The organism is Rossellomorea sp. GQ25 (assembly GCF_059758515.1).
Genome location: NZ_JCAXEQ010000010.1, coordinates 1 through 19,421, shown reverse-complemented (window position 1 = coordinate 19,421; position 19,421 = coordinate 1). Strand labels below are relative to the sequence as shown.

The 19,421-nt window shown below is 41.2% G+C and carries 12 protein-coding genes, 9 tRNA genes and 1 rRNA gene; 1 reads left to right on the top strand and 21 read right to left on the bottom strand.

Features of this window, described 5'->3' with window-relative positions; translation table 11 throughout:
• Positions 1-162: 162 nt before the first annotated feature.
• The 10 genes from AC6CIB_RS21275 to sigW form a co-directional block, all read right to left on the bottom strand.
• Positions 163-2,361: an FUSC family protein gene (locus tag AC6CIB_RS21275; RefSeq protein WP_498284098.1), complete on the bottom strand. Its 2,199-nt coding sequence runs from the start codon at positions 2,359-2,361 to the stop codon at positions 163-165.
• 1,316 nt (positions 2,362-3,677) lie between these two features.
• A complete protein-coding gene (locus tag AC6CIB_RS21270; RefSeq protein ID WP_498284096.1) occupies positions 3,678-4,949 on the bottom strand; it encodes a PucR family transcriptional regulator in 1,272 nt (423 codons plus the stop codon).
• Positions 4,950-5,185: 236 nt separating this feature from the next.
• Complete coding sequence (pruA, locus tag AC6CIB_RS21265) at positions 5,186-6,817, bottom strand: L-glutamate gamma-semialdehyde dehydrogenase (protein WP_498284094.1); 1,632 nt, start codon at positions 6,815-6,817, stop codon at positions 5,186-5,188.
• Between the two features lie 94 nt (positions 6,818-6,911).
• Positions 6,912-7,829 carry a proline dehydrogenase family protein gene (locus AC6CIB_RS21260; protein WP_498284092.1) on the bottom strand — a complete coding sequence of 306 codons (918 nt, stop codon included), beginning with the start codon at positions 7,827-7,829 and terminating at the stop codon, positions 6,912-6,914.
• A 982-nt stretch (positions 7,830-8,811) separates the two neighbouring features.
• Positions 8,812-10,614 (bottom strand): glutamine--fructose-6-phosphate transaminase (isomerizing), encoded by a 1,803-nt coding sequence (gene glmS, locus AC6CIB_RS21255; RefSeq protein ID WP_498284090.1) that lies wholly within the window; start codon positions 10,612-10,614, stop codon positions 8,812-8,814.
• A gap of 545 nt (positions 10,615-11,159) precedes the next feature.
• Positions 11,160-12,509 (bottom strand): phosphoglucosamine mutase, encoded by a 1,350-nt coding sequence (gene glmM / locus AC6CIB_RS21250; RefSeq protein ID WP_498284088.1) that lies wholly within the window; start codon positions 12,507-12,509, stop codon positions 11,160-11,162.
• Between the two features lie 25 nt (positions 12,510-12,534).
• Positions 12,535-13,776, bottom strand: a complete 1,242-nt coding sequence (locus tag AC6CIB_RS21245; protein ID WP_498284086.1) for a CdaR family protein — start codon at positions 13,774-13,776, stop codon at positions 12,535-12,537.
• The gene (gene cdaA / locus AC6CIB_RS21240; protein ID WP_324746301.1) at positions 13,769-14,605 is read right to left on the bottom strand and encodes a diadenylate cyclase CdaA; all 837 of its coding nucleotides are present in this window, start codon (positions 14,603-14,605) and stop codon (positions 13,769-13,771) included. The genes AC6CIB_RS21245 and cdaA overlap by 8 nt, the downstream gene beginning before the upstream one ends.
• 236 nt (positions 14,606-14,841) lie before the next feature.
• Positions 14,842-15,495, bottom strand: coding sequence for a zf-HC2 domain-containing protein (locus AC6CIB_RS21235; RefSeq protein ID WP_498284084.1), 654 nt, complete (start codon positions 15,493-15,495; stop codon positions 14,842-14,844).
• Positions 15,496-15,510: 15 nt separating this feature from the next.
• Positions 15,511-16,074 carry an RNA polymerase sigma factor SigW gene (gene sigW, locus AC6CIB_RS21230; protein ID WP_113970158.1) on the bottom strand — a complete coding sequence of 188 codons (564 nt, stop codon included), beginning with the start codon at positions 16,072-16,074 and terminating at the stop codon, positions 15,511-15,513.
• Positions 16,075-16,241: 167 nt separating this feature from the next.
• Between sigW and AC6CIB_RS21225 the strand changes: the two genes are divergently transcribed.
• Positions 16,242-16,403: an aspartyl-phosphate phosphatase Spo0E family protein gene (locus tag AC6CIB_RS21225; RefSeq protein WP_034765819.1), complete on the top strand. Its 162-nt coding sequence runs from the start codon at positions 16,242-16,244 to the stop codon at positions 16,401-16,403.
• A gap of 61 nt (positions 16,404-16,464) precedes the next feature.
• Here the strand turns inward: AC6CIB_RS21225 and rocF are convergent, their stop codons facing one another.
• The 11 genes from rocF to rrf form a co-directional block, all read right to left on the bottom strand.
• Positions 16,465-17,367, bottom strand: coding sequence for an arginase (gene rocF, locus AC6CIB_RS21220; protein ID WP_498284082.1), 903 nt, complete (start codon positions 17,365-17,367; stop codon positions 16,465-16,467).
• Positions 17,368-18,277: 910 nt separating this feature from the next.
• Positions 18,278-18,353: transfer RNA gene (locus tag AC6CIB_RS21215), tRNA-Ala, on the bottom strand.
• A 60-nt stretch (positions 18,354-18,413) separates the two neighbouring features.
• A tRNA-Lys gene (locus AC6CIB_RS21210) sits at positions 18,414-18,486 on the bottom strand.
• Between the two features lie 4 nt (positions 18,487-18,490).
• Positions 18,491-18,565 (bottom strand) — tRNA-Gln (locus AC6CIB_RS21205).
• A gap of 68 nt (positions 18,566-18,633) precedes the next feature.
• Positions 18,634-18,717, bottom strand: a tRNA-Tyr gene (locus AC6CIB_RS21200).
• Positions 18,718-18,728: 11 nt separating this feature from the next.
• Positions 18,729-18,804 (bottom strand) — tRNA-Thr (locus AC6CIB_RS21195).
• A 61-nt stretch (positions 18,805-18,865) separates the two neighbouring features.
• Positions 18,866-18,941, bottom strand: a tRNA-Val gene (locus tag AC6CIB_RS21190).
• 41 nt (positions 18,942-18,982) lie between these two features.
• Positions 18,983-19,057, bottom strand: a tRNA-Glu gene (locus tag AC6CIB_RS21185).
• A 20-nt stretch (positions 19,058-19,077) separates the two neighbouring features.
• A tRNA-Thr gene (locus tag AC6CIB_RS21180) sits at positions 19,078-19,150 on the bottom strand.
• Between the two features lie 2 nt (positions 19,151-19,152).
• Positions 19,153-19,227: transfer RNA gene (locus tag AC6CIB_RS21175), tRNA-Asn, on the bottom strand.
• A gap of 8 nt (positions 19,228-19,235) precedes the next feature.
• Positions 19,236-19,352 (bottom strand): 5S ribosomal RNA (gene rrf, locus AC6CIB_RS21170).
• Positions 19,353-19,421 lie beyond the last annotated feature (69 nt).

The window sequence follows — 19,421 nt, the reverse complement described above, 5'->3', positions numbered from 1 at the left end:
TCCCGAAGAATGATGGGTTAAAACAATTTCTGACAAAAAGTTTATTAAATCGACCATTTATATACCGTACCTCAGCACGTTATTGCGTAATGAAGCCTTCCGACAAATCGTTACAATACCTTAGAAACAAAAAAATAACAGAAGAGTAAGCGATGTTCCGCTTTACCCTTCTGTTTTTATTCCCTTCACTTCCGCACCCAGTTCCTCACCAAGAGCTACAATCGATTGATTGATTTTCCACACATAGTAGAGGTGATGAATCAGATCCATCTGTGACTTCAGTCTGCTTGGTGCCAGGGTTTCGATCTTTTCCCGTTCCTCGCTTAAACTCCATAAAACTCGAGCGTTCTCTTTTTCTTTTAGCAGCTCACGTAACGTTTCGATGTTATGAGTGATTTTCTCTTCTGTCTGCTGAAAAACGCTATTTAGTTCATCAGAAACCTGCGCTGGTACTTTTCTATGGGATGAAGCAAGCAGGTGCTTCGCGTAATAGTTAGTGGCTGTCACTACCGTGATCCAACGGCCAATCCCCGATCGTGTCATGGAACCAGGTCGTTGCAGAAGAGATTGTGCTTCATCCTTTATGCCCTGAAGCTTTTGATCGAGATCAAAGGCTTGATCTGTTAATGGTTTATCTTCAATATTCGTAAAGGTTTTTACATAGGAAGAAACATACCCTCCAAGCTCTTCAAGAAAATCATCAAAGGCGTCTGCCACCTTGTCCTTCGTTTTCTTTGGAAATACAAACGCCGAGACAGTCAGGGCAATCACTGCTCCAGCAATTGTATCAATGACTCGCGCCCCCATTAGTTGCATGCTGATCCCGCCCAGGAGCAGGTCATACATAAACGCGATGAGCATCGTAATGAATAGGCTCATAAGTGTATAAGAAACCGTGAAAAGATAGAAGGCCAGGAACAGAACGACAAACAGAAGAAAAACTTCAAGCTCAGAATTTCCTGAAACGAGTTTTGCCGCTCCGAATCCAAGTATAGCCCCGATCACCGTTCCAACCGATCGCTGAAAGGCCTTCATATAGGTTCTTCCTACTGACTCTGTGCCAATTTGAATAATAAAGGTCGTTAACAGTACCCAGTAGGGCTGTGCAGGAGCAATCAGCTCCCCTACAATAATCGCTAACGTACCGGCTACAAGAGCTTGAATCGCCTTACGGGTAGAAGGTTTTAAACTCTTAGTCTCTTCTTCAGACTTATCCTCTTTTTCCTCCTCCTCAGACTCGTCCTTATTCTCTATGTTCGTTTCCTTGCTTTCTGAAACCTTCAGCGACTCTTGAATGGTGATGGCTGCTTCCAGCACATGATTGGCAATGGACTCGATGCGCCTTAGAAGATACACCCAGCCTTTAGGCTTTTCTTCTTGATTCAACATCTCTGTTAAAAGAAGACGAAGGCCCTGGATGGCTATTTCCGCTTCTTCAAGAGAACGGGGATCATAATCCTGGGCCAGTACCTCAGCATCACGGAGCGAACGGAGAACCCAGACCAACAAGCGTCTAAGCTCCGTAACCTCTAAGGCATCCAACTCCTTGAGGCGCTTCAAAGAATCGGTTAACGTCTGAATCAACATCTCTGTATCAAAAACATAGAGACGCAATTGGGAAGGCTCGATACCAGGCCATAGCTTCTTCAAATCATTCTCATTGATATCACTGGCTACGATTCTTGCATACTCATTCAGCCTTCGAACATTTCGATCAAGAAGCTTCCTCCGTTTACTACTCGTGTCCGGATCCTCGATCATCTTCATCAAAATCGTAAACGTCAAGTTGGATTGAATATGAAATGAACGCATGCTTCTTCGTAACACATGAACCGAGCCTTTAAAGATAATGAAATTATAAAGAAAAGCGTATACGACACCAATCACAATCCCGATATAGAACCATGATAGGTGAGCCACATCAAGCTGCAGAATCGATGATATATAAATCGACATAAAACCTGCCATTCCCATGGAAAAATACCGGATGGCAAATCGGGAGAAGTAAAAAGCGCTAAATATCGCTCCTACCAGTAGGATATTTACCACGAGACTATAATGAGCAAAGGCAGAGCCTATTGTGATTCCAACCGCTACCGCCACACCAATCAACGGGGTAGTCACCTTTTTCTTAGCAGTTGTGTCATCCATGACGACGAAGATACCGAGCATCCCCACCATCCCTGACACAATGGCCGGTGTAATGGCTGTGTGATCGAATAGTTTTAATAAAAAAAGCATTGTAAATACAGCCGATATTAAACTGATCGTTGCCTTACCCGCCTGCTGAAATCTTTTCCGGCCGGGGTCTGATGCGAGGATCCTCCCCAGCCATACATACTGTCTATGTAACTGTTTCATTTTTTCATCATACCCTTACTTTCACACCGTTTTTCATTCTCTATTATCGTACCCGTTCCAATAAAAAAGTAACCTGGACTGCGGAAGCAGCAGGTTACTCTTATTCGCTGGTGCACGAAGAGAACATGAATCTATTTGTATGATTATAAGGGTTTTACGTGGTTGGGTAAAGGAAAGTGCTTGAGGATTCCCACATTATCTATTATTTCTCATTTGTACAGTCTTTACCTTCATTTCAACAATGAGCAAAATAGATAAAAAAACTGGATAGACCCTAAAGGAATAACTGTAGCTTTGAAATAAAGTTTGATCAAAAATACCTTAAAAACCCATATTTTACGATAAATAAAAAGAATCCATTTTGAAAAAGATTGATCAAAATGGATTCTTCTTTAGCAGTTAATATATTGCCTTAATACTAAAATCACTGAATGTCTTCAACTAAAGCACCAGTTAGTTTAATAACGTATCTTCATTAAAATTCTCTCTTCTACTTTCTTGCCTATATGACTGTATCCTCGTCATCCATTACAGCATGTACCTCAGATTGAAATAATCTGTTTTATATTCAGGGAATTGCCTTTCATTTTTAAATAACATCCTGTCTTTATCTGTATACAGAGTCAAATTTCATCAGCAATTTTTTCACTAAAAGTCCACAGCATTATAAAACAATTGTTATTGCACCTGAATCTACGTTACTCGGATCAAATGAGGTTACTAACTGATAATAAGGTACACCTAAATAAAGATCGTTTCCAAATGAAACATAATATACAAGTAGTCACTCCCAACCAAGAGGAAAAAGAAATGGTTCACAATGTTATTTTTAATGAACTATGTCAAAGGAAAACTCTTCAGCATTCGAAGGAACAGTATCTTGCTGTGATTGAACGATTAAGAGAGAAAGGTGCCTAAGCTGTGATACTTAGTTTGTACTGAAATCTCGCTCCTCGTCCAACCGAGTGACACAAGTAAGAAACTGTTTGATACTACAAGTATTCACGCAGAAACTGCACTAGAATTAGCAATGAAAGGCATCCCTGGGCAACGTGCTGAGTTACTAAAATAGTATTCTTTGATCAATGAGGTTAATTTTTAAAGATACTAGGACGAATTCCAGAACAAAAGAACACTTAAAGTTAAAGATAAACATAAAGAAAACTTGGCGAGGCTATGCCTTTAGAAAAAGCCCGATCCAAAATGGATGGACCCGACTCATTCGTCTCAATAGAAGATATTTTTAAATTTCCTAAGCTGGTGATCCAGGCCGGGTCCCAAGGGTCAAAAGCTTTCATAAAACTCTATACGCGAGATCAAATTCCTTTCAAAGCATCTTTATAACGCTGATAATATGCTTCAACATTGTTCAACAGCAGTAATTCAGTATATAGGTATACTTTCATATTGAAGTTATTGAAATCAATAGTAGTAAGCTCTTGTATTTTTTTGATTCGATAATTCAAAGTGTTCGGATGGATAAACAATTCATTAGCGGTCTGTTTACCTTTTCCGTCATTCGCCAAAAACACTTCAAGAGTCCGGAGCAGATCTGTCTGTTTCTTGACATCATTCTTGAGCAATGACAACAAGTCATCACTATAATAATCCTTTGAGGTGTTTTTTTCATAGAGGGTAGGCAAGTACCGATAAATTCCCAATTGAGCAAATTCCCGCGGCATCGATTCAGGACGCGGACTGATGAAGTTCGCGGTCTCAATGACCTCTGACGCTTCCAAAAAGCTCTTTCTCATTTGATATAACGAGGTGTATTCCTTTCCGACCCCGATCAAGAAGTTATAAAATTGTTCTTCGCCTGTTTGTTCTTTGACCTTTTCGACTAAATTTCTGGCTAATTCCAGCGAAGAAAACGGTTTATCTGCTTTGCCGTAGAGAACGAGAATCACTTGGTATTCCGTTTTCAACGTATAAATATTTGTATGGAAGCGGGATTCGTGAACCAGCCTCTCAAGATGGTCGAGCATAGGCTTATATTGTGGTGATGTTATCGAAAAAACAGCTACAGTGAACCGTTCCGGCAATGTCAGCTTGACCAGGGATGCATCATGGCGCAGTTGGCTTTCACTTCCATATTCGTGCTGCAGGAGATGCCACAATACCTCTTCTTTTTTGTCTTTTTTGACATTGACCTTCGCGTAAATATCATTAATCAGGTTTCCAAGGTGAGGGGAGATCTCTTCAAGGAAAGCAAGCTCTTCACTTTGGAGAAGGTGGCTTGATTCCTGGACCCAAATATATCCCATAGTATTCCCAAGGTACTTTGCGGCAATGACGACACGTTGGTGGAACCCTAACTCTTCCATAGCTTGAACCCGGATCGGATCAGAATGTTTTTCGAGTCGGTGTACGATACCTTCTTTTTTCAGTCGATCGATGATGAAGATCGGACATTTTTTCGTGAGGATCGTCTTTTGCTGTGTTTGATCGAATTTATTGAAAGAGGAACTGTAAGAAATCAATTCAAAATTTTTGTTTTCAATGATCACGGGGTTGCCTAATTTTGAACTGATTAATTCAGTTGCTTTATGGATATCTTCAGCTTGGAGGATTAAGTCTTTTGCTTCCATAGGAATCTTACCTTTCCGCGAGAGTTTATTATTCCTATTATAGCGTTTAATTTCTGAATGAAAAGCGAAAAGCTCCCCCTTGTCGGGAGAGCTTTTGTCAAAAGAAGCTTAATTAGAATTTTTCCGAAATGGTCTTTCCTGCATGTAAATCAGGTAATCAGGATTCCCGGATTTGGAATCATACCGGACATTTTAAACCCGCCGAAAGGCTGATAACCGGCAACCTCTTTCTTACATTATTCTTCATCCATAAATGGATAGGCAATTTCTGTAGTTGGAGCAAAGTTTTCTTTGATAATACGAGGACTGGTCCAACGAATCATGTTGAATACAGAACCTGCTTTATCGTTTGTACCAGAACCACGAGAACCGCCAAATGGTTGTTGATTGATCACCGCACCAGTTGGTTTATCGTTGATATAGAAGTTTCCAGCTGCACCGGATAAGCGGCGTTCCAAGTGCATAATTGCTTGACGATCTTGTGCAAAGATCGCGCCTGTTAATGCATACATAGACGCTGTATCCACTGCAGTCAGTGTTTCTTCTAATCGATCATTTTCATATACATAAATCGTTAATACTGGTCCGAAAATTTCTTCTACCATTGTTTTAAAGTTTGGATTTGTTGTCACAATGATTGTCGGTTGAACGAAATATCCAACTGAATCATCATACGTACCACCAGCAATAATTTCTGCTTCTTCAGAATCTGCAGCATAGTCGATGTAACTTGTGATTGAGTCAAAAGCTGCTTGATCGATTACCGCACCCATGAAGTTTGTAAAGTCTCTGATATCCCCTACTTTAAGCTTAGCCGTTTCTTCCATTACACCAGCTTTCACTTCTTCCCACATGCTTGCTGGGATGTATGCACGAGAGGCTGCTGAACATTTTTGACCTTGGTATTCAAACGCACCACGAACAAGTCCAGCTACTACTTTGTCTGCTTGTGCAGTTTCGTGAGCAAATACAAAGTCTTTTCCACCCGTTTCCCCAACCAAACGAGGATATGATTTATAGTTTGTAATGTTTTCTCCTACTGTTTTCCAAATTGTCTGGAACGTACTTGTTGAACCAGTAAAATGGAATCCAGACATACGAGGGTCTGTTAATACTACTTCCGATACTTGTGAACCACGAGAAGGGACGAAGTTGATTACGCCTTTTGGTAATCCTGCTTCTTCTAAAATACGCATAAAGTAGTAGTTTGATAGTATAGCAGTTGTTGCTGGTTTCCAAACGACCACGTTCCCCATTATTGCAGGAGCTGATGGTAAGTTTCCACCAATTGCTGTGAAGTTAAATGGAGAAATGGCCAATACAAAACCATCTAATGGACGGTATTCTAAACGATTCCAAATATTTTTCATACTATCCGGTTGCATTTGATAAATTTGGTTGGCATAATCAACGCCAAAACGTAAGAAATCTGCTAATTCTTGTGCAGCATCAATTTCAGTTTGAATAGCTGTTTTGGATTGTCCTAACATCGTAGCAGCATTTATTACGTCACGGTATGGACCAGAGATTAAATCAGCAGCTTTTAAGAAAATGGATGCTCTGTGTTCCCACGGCATATTTGCCCATGATTCTTTTGCAGCCATTGCCGCTTCTACAGCATCACGCAACTCTTTTTCTCCAGCTTGGGAGAAGTTTGCCAAAACATGTTGATGATCATGCGGCATAACCACTTGCTTCACTGTATCTGTCTTAATATTTTCTCCATTAATAATTACAGGGATATCGACTTCGATATTCGATTGGCGTTTTAATTCTGCCTTTAATGTTTCTTTTTCTTTTGTACCTGGGGCATATGAATTACCAGGCTCATTTTTAGGTGTTGGGATATTGAAAATTCCGTTACTCATTTTTTTCACATTCCTTCCTGTTTAAATACTATCTAGATGTAACTGCTTAAATTGACAAATTGATAATAAGACTTATTAAATTTTCCAATAAAGTTTACTTGCTGAGGATTCCCTTCAATGCAAATGCGACATTTGCTGGCCTTTCTGCCAGACGTCTCATGAAATACCCATACCAATCCTCCCCATATGGGAGATAAATACGGACTTTATAACCTTTTTTCACTAGATCGGACTGCAATTGATTCTTCATTCCATAAAGCATTTGAAACTCGAAGCGGTCATCCGGGATATTGTGTTCTTTCACTAATCCGATGGTGTAATCGATCATCGCTTCATCATGGCTTGCTACAGCTGTATAATGACCGTTCAAGAGTTGCTTTTTGATGAGATGTTTCAGATTCTCATCCACCATCTGCTTTTCCGGGAAAGCCACTTTACCGGATTCTTTATATGCACCCTTCACAAGCCTCAAATAAGGAGAAAAATGTTTTAGATCATCTATATCCTTCTCTGATCGATAGAGATAGGATTGGATCACCGTCCCCAAATTTTCGTACTTCTGCCGAAGCGTTTTGTAAATCTCAAGGATGGCATGGCACCTGGATGAATCCTCCATATCGATGGTTACCGTGATTCCACTCTCCTTTGCCTTGGATAGAATCAATTCCATGTGTTCCATGACAAGGTCATGACTGATATCCAATCCCAAGGAGGTAAGTTTTACAGAAATTTCAGTGTCCAGCTGATGATAAGCGATTGCACTTATACTCTGAATACATAGTTGAGCATGTTCCCGCGCCACATCTACGGAATTGACGAATTCACCAAGATGATCGACTGTAACCTGGAATCCCTCCTGGTTCAATTGAGTAATCAATGGAATTGATTGTGAAAACGTTTCTCCACCTATAATCTTATTAGCCCCAAATCTTGATCCCCAACGTTTGGCGATTCGATCCAAAGCCTTATTGTGGGAGAGATATAAGAAAAAGCGCTTGCTTATGGCTTCCAAGATCACCACACCTCCTTATATTGACTTTTCCCTGGACCCCAGGGTGAATAAACGAAGAATTCGTTTGATTATTTCATCTGTTAAGTAAATTATATCGATAATGATCGACACGAAACAACGTGCTCCAACCACAATAATTCCAGTGCTGATTTATGATTTAAACACAATAGAGGAGATTTTGAATATGTAATCTTGATGAAAAAACAACGAGCTTGAACTTCAAGCTCGTTGTTTTGCTGTGCGCCCGGCATGTGCACACGCTTTAGGGTTTAAGTCCCGAACGGTGAAGGTGTTGTAGCCGTTAGCCAAAGGCAAGGGGATCTGGCCTGTCCTTCTATGTGTGTCGTTATACTCTTTTGTCACTTTGCTTTCAGATATTCTAACGCCTTCTAATTAAAATATCTCTTAAAGTCGGTTGCTCAGGTAACAACACCATATGAAACCACTGAATTACCAGTGAGGCTTTAATCAGGAATTTGTGCTATATATATGCCAACCTTTGTGATAGAGTGGATTCATGAAAAAATGGATGAGCTAAACCGTTTTGTTAGGTAGGCTTAGAGTAAATCTAGATGAAGCTAAAAAGTAATACACATTAAGATGTATTCTTTTAGATATAAACATGGCTAAATCAATACATTAAACCCTTTGATATAAAACAAAACCAGCTATTTGTATTTATACTTAGCTGGTTTTTTCAATTCTCCAATATTCAAACTTCCTGCCCTTAACGGCATGACTTACAATTTCCAGGTAAATCCAATGAATCCCCTTCTTCACTCCAGAATATGGTACTTTAACGGAACAACTCAATTGTCACTCAACAGTTCCTTAATCCACTTCTCAATTCAGATGTTCTTTTCCTTTTCAAAAAAAAAACCCTTTAGATAACCTTATCCAAAGGGGTAAAACAACTCATCTTTTTTATAAACGTTGCGACTTTATTTCAAATCTACAATAACCGGTTTTCGTCTATTAATTCTTACTCAACCGTAACCGACTTCGCCAAGTTACGCGGCTTATCTACATCACAATCGCGGTGCAGAGCAGCATAGTAAGAAATTAATTGTAATGGGATGACAGAGATAAGAGGTGTTAACAACGGGTTAACCTCCGGGATGACGAAGCGATCTTCTTCGTCTTCTAAGCCCTTCATGGAAATGATACAAGGGTTAGCTCCACGAGCGACTACCTCTTTCACATTTCCTCTGATGCCTAAGTTTACTTCTTCTTGAGTTGCAAGTGCAACGATCGGTGTTCCTTCTTCGATAAGAGCGATCGTACCGTGTTTAAGCTCTCCTCCGGCAAATCCTTCTGCCTGGATGTAAGAGATTTCTTTCAGCTTCAATGCTCCTTCTAATCCTACATAGAAGTCCAATGAACGGCCGATGAAGAAACAGTTGCGAGTCGTTGATAGATATTCGCGTGCGATATCTTCAAACTCTTCTTTCGTATCGCAAAGTGCTTCCATCGCAGTAGCAACAATACCAAGCTCTTGAACGAGATCAAAGTCCTGGTTGTTTCCACATGCCTGCCCAGCAACGTGTGCAAGGATAGCAAGTACTGCCAGCTGAGCTGTGTACGCTTTGGTTGAAGCAACGGCGATTTCAGGTCCTGCATGAAGAAGCAATGTGTAATCTGCTTCTCGGGACAGCGTAGAACCCGCTACGTTTGTGATCGTTAATGATTTATGACCAAGCTCTTTGACTTGAACCAGTACGGCACGACTATCTGCCGTTTCACCACTTTGAGAAATAAAGATAAATAATGGTTTCTTAGAAAGTAAAGGCATGTTGTAGCTGAATTCGCTTGCTACATGCACTTCTACAGGAATTCCGGCACTCTTCTCGATGAATTGCTTTCCAACAAGACCAGCGTGGTAACTCGTTCCACACGCAATGATGTAGACACGGTCCGCTCCTTTCATCGCGCCGACAATCGGCTCATCAATGTGAAGCTCGTTGCTCTCATTTTGGTACGCTTGAATGATTTTACGCATCACTAGTGGCTGCTCATCGATTTCTTTAAGCATATAGTGTGGGTATGTTCCTTTTTCGATATCACTCGCATCGATTTCAGCGGTGTAAGGAGCACGTTCCATTACTTCACCGATCAGATTTTGAATTTCAACCTTTTCTTTCGTTACGATGACCATTTCTTTATCCATAAGCTCAACGTATTGGTCTGTTACTTGAATCATTGCCATAGCATCACTTGCTACAACGTTGAAGTCTTCTCCTAGACCTACAAGCAGTGGACTTTTGTTTTTCGCTACATAGATTGTTTCATCATTTTCAGAATCTAAAAGGGCGATGGCATAAGAACCTTTAAGAAGCATTAACGTTTGACGGAAAGCTTCCTCTACCGTGTTTCCTTCTTCTACAATCTTTTCAATCAACTGAACGATTACTTCCGTATCCGTGTCACTCTTGAACGTTACATCCGTTAAATATTCACGCTTAAGTTGAGAGTAATTTTCGATTACTCCGTTATGAACAATTGTAAAACGGCCTGAATTACTTTGATGAGGGTGAGCATTCACCTTGCTTGGTACCCCGTGGGTAGCCCAGCGAGTGTGACCGATTCCTGTGTTGCTTGATACACTCTCATCAACGATACCGCGAAGGTCAGCAATACGACCCTTCTCTTTAAACACATGGATGCCTTCATCGTTTTGAACGGCAATACCTGCAGAGTCATAACCGCGGTACTCAAGCTTTTCAAGACCTTTTAAAAGAATTTCCTTTGTATCTGAATTTCCAATATATCCAACAATTCCACACATAATTAATATATCCTCCCTGAACATGCAAGGGGGCAAGAACTCTTTTGGGGACAACTTGCCCCCTTATCTCTGTTTGTCATTAGTATTTACATTGGTCACTTTTTTCTTCCCTTTGTCCATTAAGTTGCCTCAACGATTTAAGGAAGAAACTTTCGGTTCGGTGACGTTACGAACCGGGAGGCATCCGCCGAATGCTCGATAAACCTCCACCTCGTCAACTAAACGATCCTTTTCGTTCATCGTTTAGCCCTGGCGCTTTATAAGGATGATTACTCACTATCCACCTTTCCTTCTTGACTCATTTCCAAATAATTTGAAAAACGAAAACAAAATCATCATACACTAGCATGTTTCCCTTAGTCAATAAAAATCTTACAAGAACAAGAAGTTGTTATCCTATTGTCATGTTCCCGAAACAGAGCAGTGATAAACCCTTAGGAAACAACTTCCGTTTTCAGAACGGTAGTTCGATGATATTCAAAAGTACTCTACTTATTAAATATGCATAAGGGGCACATATTGACCCCTTATGCATATAAATTCCACTATTCGTTCAGACCCATTTCTTCATCAACAACTTGTACGATTTCATTTACATATCGATTACAAAGTTCTTCAGTAGGAGCTTCTGCCATGACACGCACTAACGGCTCCGTTCCAGAAGGACGAACAAGGATACGGCCATTTCCGTTCATTTCTTCTTCAACCTTTTGAATCACTTTTTTAACTGTTTCATTATCCGTTACATGGTGCTTGTCTGTCACTCGTACATTCACAAGTTTTTGTGGGAACTTTTGCATTTCTCCCGCTAGTTCAGATAATGATTTACCGGTCACTTTCATAATGTTTACAAGTTGGATACCCGTTAACAGACCGTCTCCAGTTGTATTGTAATCCAAGAAGATGATGTGGCCTGATTGCTCACCGCCAAGAGTATAGCCATGTTTCTTCATTTCTTCCACTACATAACGATCTCCAACCGCGGTTTGAATGCTTTGGATCCCATTCTCTTCAAGCCCTTTATGGAAGCCAAGATTACTCATGACTGTAGATACGACTGTAGACTGCTTTAACTGACCTTGTGACTTTAAGAATTTACCGCAGATGTACATGATCTGGTCACCATCCACGATTTGTCCATGCTCATCGATTGCGATAATTCGGTCCCCATCACCATCAAAGGCAAGTCCCAAGTCTGCACCTTTTTCTTTCACCATCTCAGCAAGTGCTTCAGGGTGGGTAGACCCTACACCTTCATTGATGTTCAACCCGTTTGGTGATGCTCCCATTGTCGAGATGTCAGCATCCAAATCAGCAAACAGATGAGTCGCAAGAGCGGATGTTGCACCATGCGCACAGTCTAGCGCAATATGTAAACCATCGAAATCTTCGTCTACTGACTGTTTTAAATACTGCAGATATTTTTGTCCGCCTTCGAAATAGTCACTTACTTGTCCTAAATCAGCACCGATTGGACGAGGGAGCTGATCAACTGTTTGATCTAATAGATCTTCAATTTCATTTTCCTGGTCATCCGATAACTTGAAGCCATCCGGTCCGAAGAATTTAATTCCGTTATCTCCTACAGGATTATGAGAAGCTGAGATCATGACACCAGCTTGAGCCCCTAACGCTTTTGTTAAGTAAGCTACCCCTGGAGTTGAAATGACACCTAAGCGCATCACTTCAGCACCAATTGATAGAAGTCCGGCTACAAGAGCTCCTTCCAGCATATGTCCGGAAACTCGAGTATCTCTTCCAATCAATATTTTGGGACGCGTAGCATCCTTTGTTAGAACATAACCACCAAAACGTCCAAGCTTAAATGCTAATTCCGGTGTTAATTCTGTGTTCGCTACACCTCTTACTCCATCAGTTCCAAAATACTTACCCATTGTCATTCTCTCCTTTTTACAGCTCTTATGCTGATGTGTTCTTTTCTTTAATTTCTACCTTTACTGTTTGCTGAGACAGGGTCCATTCAATATCCTCCGGTCCTTCTGCCTCTATTTCCACCTCATGCTCACCGGGCTCGAGCCCTGAAAGATCCAGAGCCAGCGAGAAGTCTTCTTTCGTCACTTTGCTCACCTGTGCATTCTGACCTTTCATCGCTACATCGACGACACCTTCTTCAGGTGACGTGATTGTATATTCATATTCTTCAGCTAACCCTTGTGGGGTGATTTCAAGTCCTGATAGGCTCTTTTCCTCGGTTGTGTTGACATCAACCTTCACCTTAACTTCTTCAGGAGCCACTTTATTTAAGCCATCTTGCAGGGCGAGTGGTACCGTAAGGGTTGAATCCTTCGTAATCTTAGAAAGGTCTATGTCTGCAAGCAACTCTTCTACTGTGTCCAGTACATCCTGTCTGCCGAAGATGGTTGCCTCTTTAGGCTCAACTGAAATCGACTCCAGCGTCGTCCCTTCTGGAAGACTGCCTTTTTGTTTAACCGTGACCGGTACACTCTTACTTTTGTTTACAACCGAAACGGTCACATCGACCACTTCCGGATCAATTTGAACATCTAATTTATTATACTCACGGTCAAGCACTTGCACCCTGGCTTCCCTTGTCACATTCTCATTGATTTCCTCATCAAGATCAAGTGTGGCTATAACATATGCAATCCGTTCCACTTCATCCTTAGAGCCTGTCACTTTCACCGTTTTCGGATCAACAGCCAGGCCTTCTGCTTCATATCCATTGGATAAAATACTCTCATTGAATTGAGGTTCAATCGTAAACTCTTCGGTTACCTTTTCTTGAACCGATATATTGACAAAATCCGGATCGAGTTTCACATCAAGTTTTTCAGAGATATTATCTATCTTTATATCAACCTGATGCTCACCGATACCGATATCATTTAAGTCTACATAGACTCGGAAATCCTTCACTTGTTTAGCTTGTTGCACAATCGCCTTAGATCCTTCTACAGTCACATTCACCGTATCAGGTAAGCCGCTTACTTCTAAATTCTCACGATCATAGAAAACTTCAAGCGGGACGTCCTGGATCGTTTCAATCGCATTTTGAGGGTTGCCGTTATTGTTGTTAGCCGTCTTCTGAATATCATCAAAGTTGACGGACAGATAGAGAATGAATGCTAACATCAATCCCACAACACGCATGAACCAACGACTTTCCATGAATTTATCCATTTTCTTTCTTCCCCCTAAAACTCCATTTCGTCGAGGAAGCATTTGTCTTATCGCCTATGAGCTCTACCATAAGAATTTCTGTGAATCGCTCCAAAGAGAGGTCGCGATGTAACTCTCCATTTTTCGTAATGGAGATAGCTCCCGTTTCTTCTGATACAACAATCGTAATACTATCTGTTACCTCACTGACGCCAAGTGCTGCCCGGTGTCTTGTTCCCAATTCTTTCGAAATGAATGGGCTTTCCGATAATGGAAGATAACAAGCCGCTGCAGCAATTTGATTTTTTTGAATGATAACAGCTCCATCATGAAGAGGTGTATTGGGTATAAAGATATTTATCAGCAATTGGGACGTAATCTTGGCATCGAGTGGAATACCTGTTTCAATATAATCACTCATCCCTGTTTCCCGTTCAAGAGTAAGGAGGGCACCAATTCGACGTTTTGCCATATAGCTTACGGCTTTCGTCATTGATTCAATCATCTGCTCCTGCTCTTCTTCTTCCTGAAGTCCCGTCCTTGAGAATAAACGGCCCCTTCCCAATTGTTCAAGGGCTCTGCGGAGTTCAGGCTGGAAGATGATGATAATCGCCAGGAACCCCCATGTGAGGGCTTGTTCCATCATCCATCCCAGTGTATCCAATCCAAAGATACTACTAAGACCTCTCACAATGATAATGACAAAAATACCTTTTAATAATTGTACTGCTTTCGTTCCTTTTATCAGCATGATCAGTTTATAGATTACAAACCATACTACGAGTATATCTACTATATCTGAGACATAATCCAGCGCGGAGTAATCCGAAAAAATATCGATAAACGGCATATTACATCCTCCAATAGCTTAATCGAAAGCGTAAGCCGCCATGTGTGGCTTCTCCATTTTCGTAACGTTCCTATTATAGCATATTTTATCACTGTCAAATGAAAGACACCCACGGCTTCATGATTCTTTCTCATCTATTCATGAACTCACGTTTTTGCATAAAAAAACCGACATGGATTAAAGACATGTCAGTCCTTCTTAGGGACGGACCTTACTTCCATCCCCTCTATTTTATCCTACTTTTCTTCAAGTTGCGAATTTCCCCAATCCACCGTGTCTTTAGCCCCTTTTTTGATCTGGTACCAAAGCCACTCAAATGCTGCATCGATTTCATGGATTTCTCCTGTCACGCTCCCTGCAGAAGCCAAGTACTGCTTTCCATTAATGACCGTGACATTTCCGTTAATAACCGTCACATTCCCCGTTACTTTTCCTTCAATTTTCACATCACCATTCCGGACCATCAGATCTCCATTCACGACTTCACCCTCAGGCACCACAACCGTATGATCCTGAACCACTAACTTCGCATTCTTCGTAAATGAAAAATCCTGATCGTCATTCCATGAAGTTAAGAAGCTGCCGGTCATAAAGAAAAGGAATAGGGCCGCAGCCGTTAATAAAGGATGGTGGCGGAACCACCTCTCGACCCCCACTTTCTTCTTCTCTTTCGGCAATCTTGACATAACTTTATCCGTAAAGTCTGCAGAAGCACTAATATGAGACGTGCTCTGTACAAACGCAATTGCTTTTTTCAGCTCATGAAAGTGATGCTGACACTCATTGCATTCCTGCAAATGATGTTTCAGCATTTCTTCTTTTTCTCTATTTAAATCTCCATCTAAATAATCGTGCATATACTCAATGATTTCTTCAGGACAAGGTTTCATATTCACTCACCCTCTCTACAGTGATCTTAATTGTTTACGGAGAGCTTCACGCCCCCTATGTACTCTCGTTTTAACCGTTCCCAGGGGTAAATCTAATATTTCGCTGATTTCTTGAAGAGGAAGCTCCTCGATATATTTTAAAACAATGACCGATCGATACTTCTCAGGTAACTTGGAAATTTCCTTCTGAATGGTTTCCTGAAGCTCCATATTCTCTACTTCTTCTTCCGGTAGCTGAACATCCGCAGCCACTTGTGAGTACATCGTTAATCCCTCAGTCCCTGCTACCTCTGCATCTAAGAAATAATCCGGTTTCTTCTTACGGATCCTGTCGATACAAAGATTCGTCGCGATCCTAAATAGCCAGGTCGAAAACTTTCTCTTCTGATTAAAGGTTTCAATATTGACATATGCCCTGATAAAAGCCTCTTGGGCAATATCCTCTGCTTCATGACGATTTCCAAGCATCCGGTAGCAGATTTGGAACACTTTATCCTTATAAAGCTCGACTAATTCTGCAAAGGCGTTCTGATCACCTTTCAATACTTGCTTAATCCGCTTTTTCACTAACGCTTCCATTTCACAACCTCCGCTCTATGCGGCTATATTTATATACGTAACTTCCTATCAAAAAGTTTCAAATTTTTTATATTACTATCCTAACAAATTTTCCGGGAAAAATGTTTACAATTATTAGAAAAAGGGTATAAAGGAACTAATTATTTCTATTGTGGGAGGATCTCAAAATGAGGAGAAGAATGAATGATTTATTATTTCAAATTGAAGACTGTCGTCGCCAAATGGTCGAACTAGCATTAAAGTCATCCTTTGCCGACGAGCAAGTAGTCGATTTGAGTACTCGTCTTGACGATCTATTGAATCAATACCAAGTGGTCAAGCACCATTGAAGAGAAATAAATGAAGGCTGAGAACCTCGAAGGGTTATCAGCCTTATTTTTATTCTTAAGATTATAGTAATTTCTCTCCAAATAGTGAACCCATCAAAGCCACAGCAACAGTAGCGGTTTTATTTTTCTCATCCAGGATAGGGTTTACCTCTACAAATTCTGCAGATGTAATCATTCCTGACTCTTCCAGCATCTCCATCGCTAAATGACTTTCACGGTAGCTGATCCCTCCAAGAACAGGAGTACCTACACCAGGGGCATCGCTCGGGTCTAATCCGTCTAAATCAAGTGATAAATGGACGCCATCCGTTCTTCCCTTCAAGTAGTCAATGGACTCTTCCATTACCTTAGTCATGCCAAGGCGATCGATTTCGTGCATCGTGTATACTTTAATGCCTTTTTCTTTAATTAACTCTCTTTCACCTTCATCTAACGAACGAGCTCCAATAATGACGATGTTCTCAGGCTTGATCTTCGGTGAACTCTGCCCGATACCCGTCAAATCTTCATGACCGATACCCAAGCTTACCGCAAGAGGCATACCATGAATATTACCTGACGGAGACGTATCCCCTGTATTCAAATCACCATGTGCGTCATACCAAATCACACCTAAGTTTTCATAGTGAGGAGAAACACCAGCCAATGTTCCTATCGCAATACTGTGGTCACCACCAAAGATTAATGGGAAATCTCCACTCCCGATTACATCATTCACCTTACCAGCCAACGTCTCGCTAGCTTCAGCAACCGCTTTCAAATTACGCAGGTTCGTATCAGGATTATTATGTACACGCTCAGCCTGGCCAATCTCGATATCCCCTAAGTCCTTAATCTCATACCCAAGGTTCTCAAGACGCTCAACAATCCCGGCATAACGGATCGCACTCGGCCCCATATCCACGCCTCTGCGCATTTGACCTAAATCCATCGGTACACCAATGATAGAAATATTTTTCTTCATGAAAAATTCCCCCAATTCGAAATTTATTTACACCTCTATTCTATCCATACTATGAGCCATGGTTCAACTGGACAGGATTTTGTATATATATGCGTGTGTAGAGGGGTTTGATGTAGATTGGTGTAAGATTATGTAGAACGGGTTTTGGACAAGATGCTAGTGTGGAATCGATTGTGGTTGGCGTAGCGTGGTAAAGATCATTTTGAAAATAAAATCTGGAATTTGAAAATAAATGGTCCAGAATTGAAAATAAAATCTGGAATTTGAAAACAAAGGTGGGGAAGTTGAAAATATCCTAGGGCGGATGGGAGAAGAAAAAGAGGTTTGGTGTCAACTTACAGATTAAGCATTGATTTTCTTAAGTAATAGGCAAAATGGATTATTTCAGAAGTTTTTTTATACAAACAGGCAATTTTTAATCATTTTGACCTCCCGCCCTTTTCAACGATCTTCTAGCTGCGGCATACGATATGGAGTTGATAATATATACGGGAAAGTCGATAATAAAATCCCCAATCCTTTAAACCGACGGCTCTAAAGTAGATTCCACTACCCATTCGATAACCTCTTGCATGCCTCACACTTAATTTTAATAAAATCGGCGTCAAAATAGGACGTTTATTGAAGGTTTTTAAATTAAAATAAGGCATTTTCAACTCTCCGCACCTCTTCCTGACCCTAGATTGACTCATATTCCTCAACCAGCTTCTATCCTCTTCAAGAACAATAAAATCCAGACCCAACTTCCCCACATCCCTTTCCTTCAACGGTCAGCCTGATTAACGAGCGCCCCAGCCATCATCAAGAGCTTCCTCTCACTGTTGGTCATCCTTCAAACATAAATCTACTTCCCCAAACAAAAAAACCTCAAATCTCCTAAAAGATTCAAGGTTCAATCATGTCGTATGTATGGTGGAGCCTAGCGGGATCGAACCGCTGACCTCCTGCGTGCAAAGCAGGCGCTCTCCCAGCTGAGCTAAGGCCCCATATGTTAATGATTATAGAGAAATTCTCACACCTTACGTAGCATGTGAGAAAATGTGTGATGAGCCATGAAGGACTCGAACCTTCGACCCTCTGATTAAAAGTCAGATGCTCTACCAACTGAGCTAATGGCTCGTAATGGCTGGGCTAGCTGGATTCGAACCAACGCATGTCGCAGTCAAAGTGCGATGCCTTACCGCTTGGCTATAGCCCAATAATTACTTTAATGGCATAAAAAAGGGACATTTATAGGATGTCCATTTTACACTTAAATATACAAAATGGTGGAGGGGGGCAGATTCGAACTGCCGAACCCGAAGGAGCGGATTTACAGTCCGCCGCGTTTAGCCACTTCGCTACCCCTCCAGCTAAAAAAATGGTGCCGGCAAGAGGACTTGAACCCCCAACCTACTGATTACAAGTCAGTTGCTCTACCAGTTGAGCTACACCGGCATATATGATTATCAAACATTTTTTAAAAAAATGAGGTTTATTTTGCTTTCGCAAAAAAACTTGGTGGAGGATGACGGGATCGAACCGCCGACCCTCTGCTTGTAAGGCAGATGCTCTCCCAGCTGAGCTAATCCTCCAATATGTAATTGGTGAGTTATTTTGCTTCCGCAAAAAACTTTGGTGACCCATACGGGATTCGAACCCGTGTTACCGCCGTGAAAGGGCGGTGTCTTAACCGCTTGACCAATGGGCCATTCTGAATAAAAATATAAAAGCTTCCAACCGGGCTCGAACCGGTGACCTCTTCCTTACCATGGAAGCACTCTACCTGCTGAGCTATGGAAGCAATGGCTCCGCAGGCAAGATTCGAACTTGCGACCGATCGGTTAACAGCCGATAGCTCTACCACTGAGCTACTGCGGAATGATATAGCCTGGCGACGTCCTACTCTCACAGGGGGAGATCCCCCAACTACCATCGGCGCTGAAGAGCTTAACTTCCGTGTTCGGCATGGGAACGGGTGTGACCTCTTCGCCATTATCACCAGACATATTGCTTACAATGACAAATATTATTATATAATATTTTTGAAATTTTTCAAGGGGTAAATAAAAATT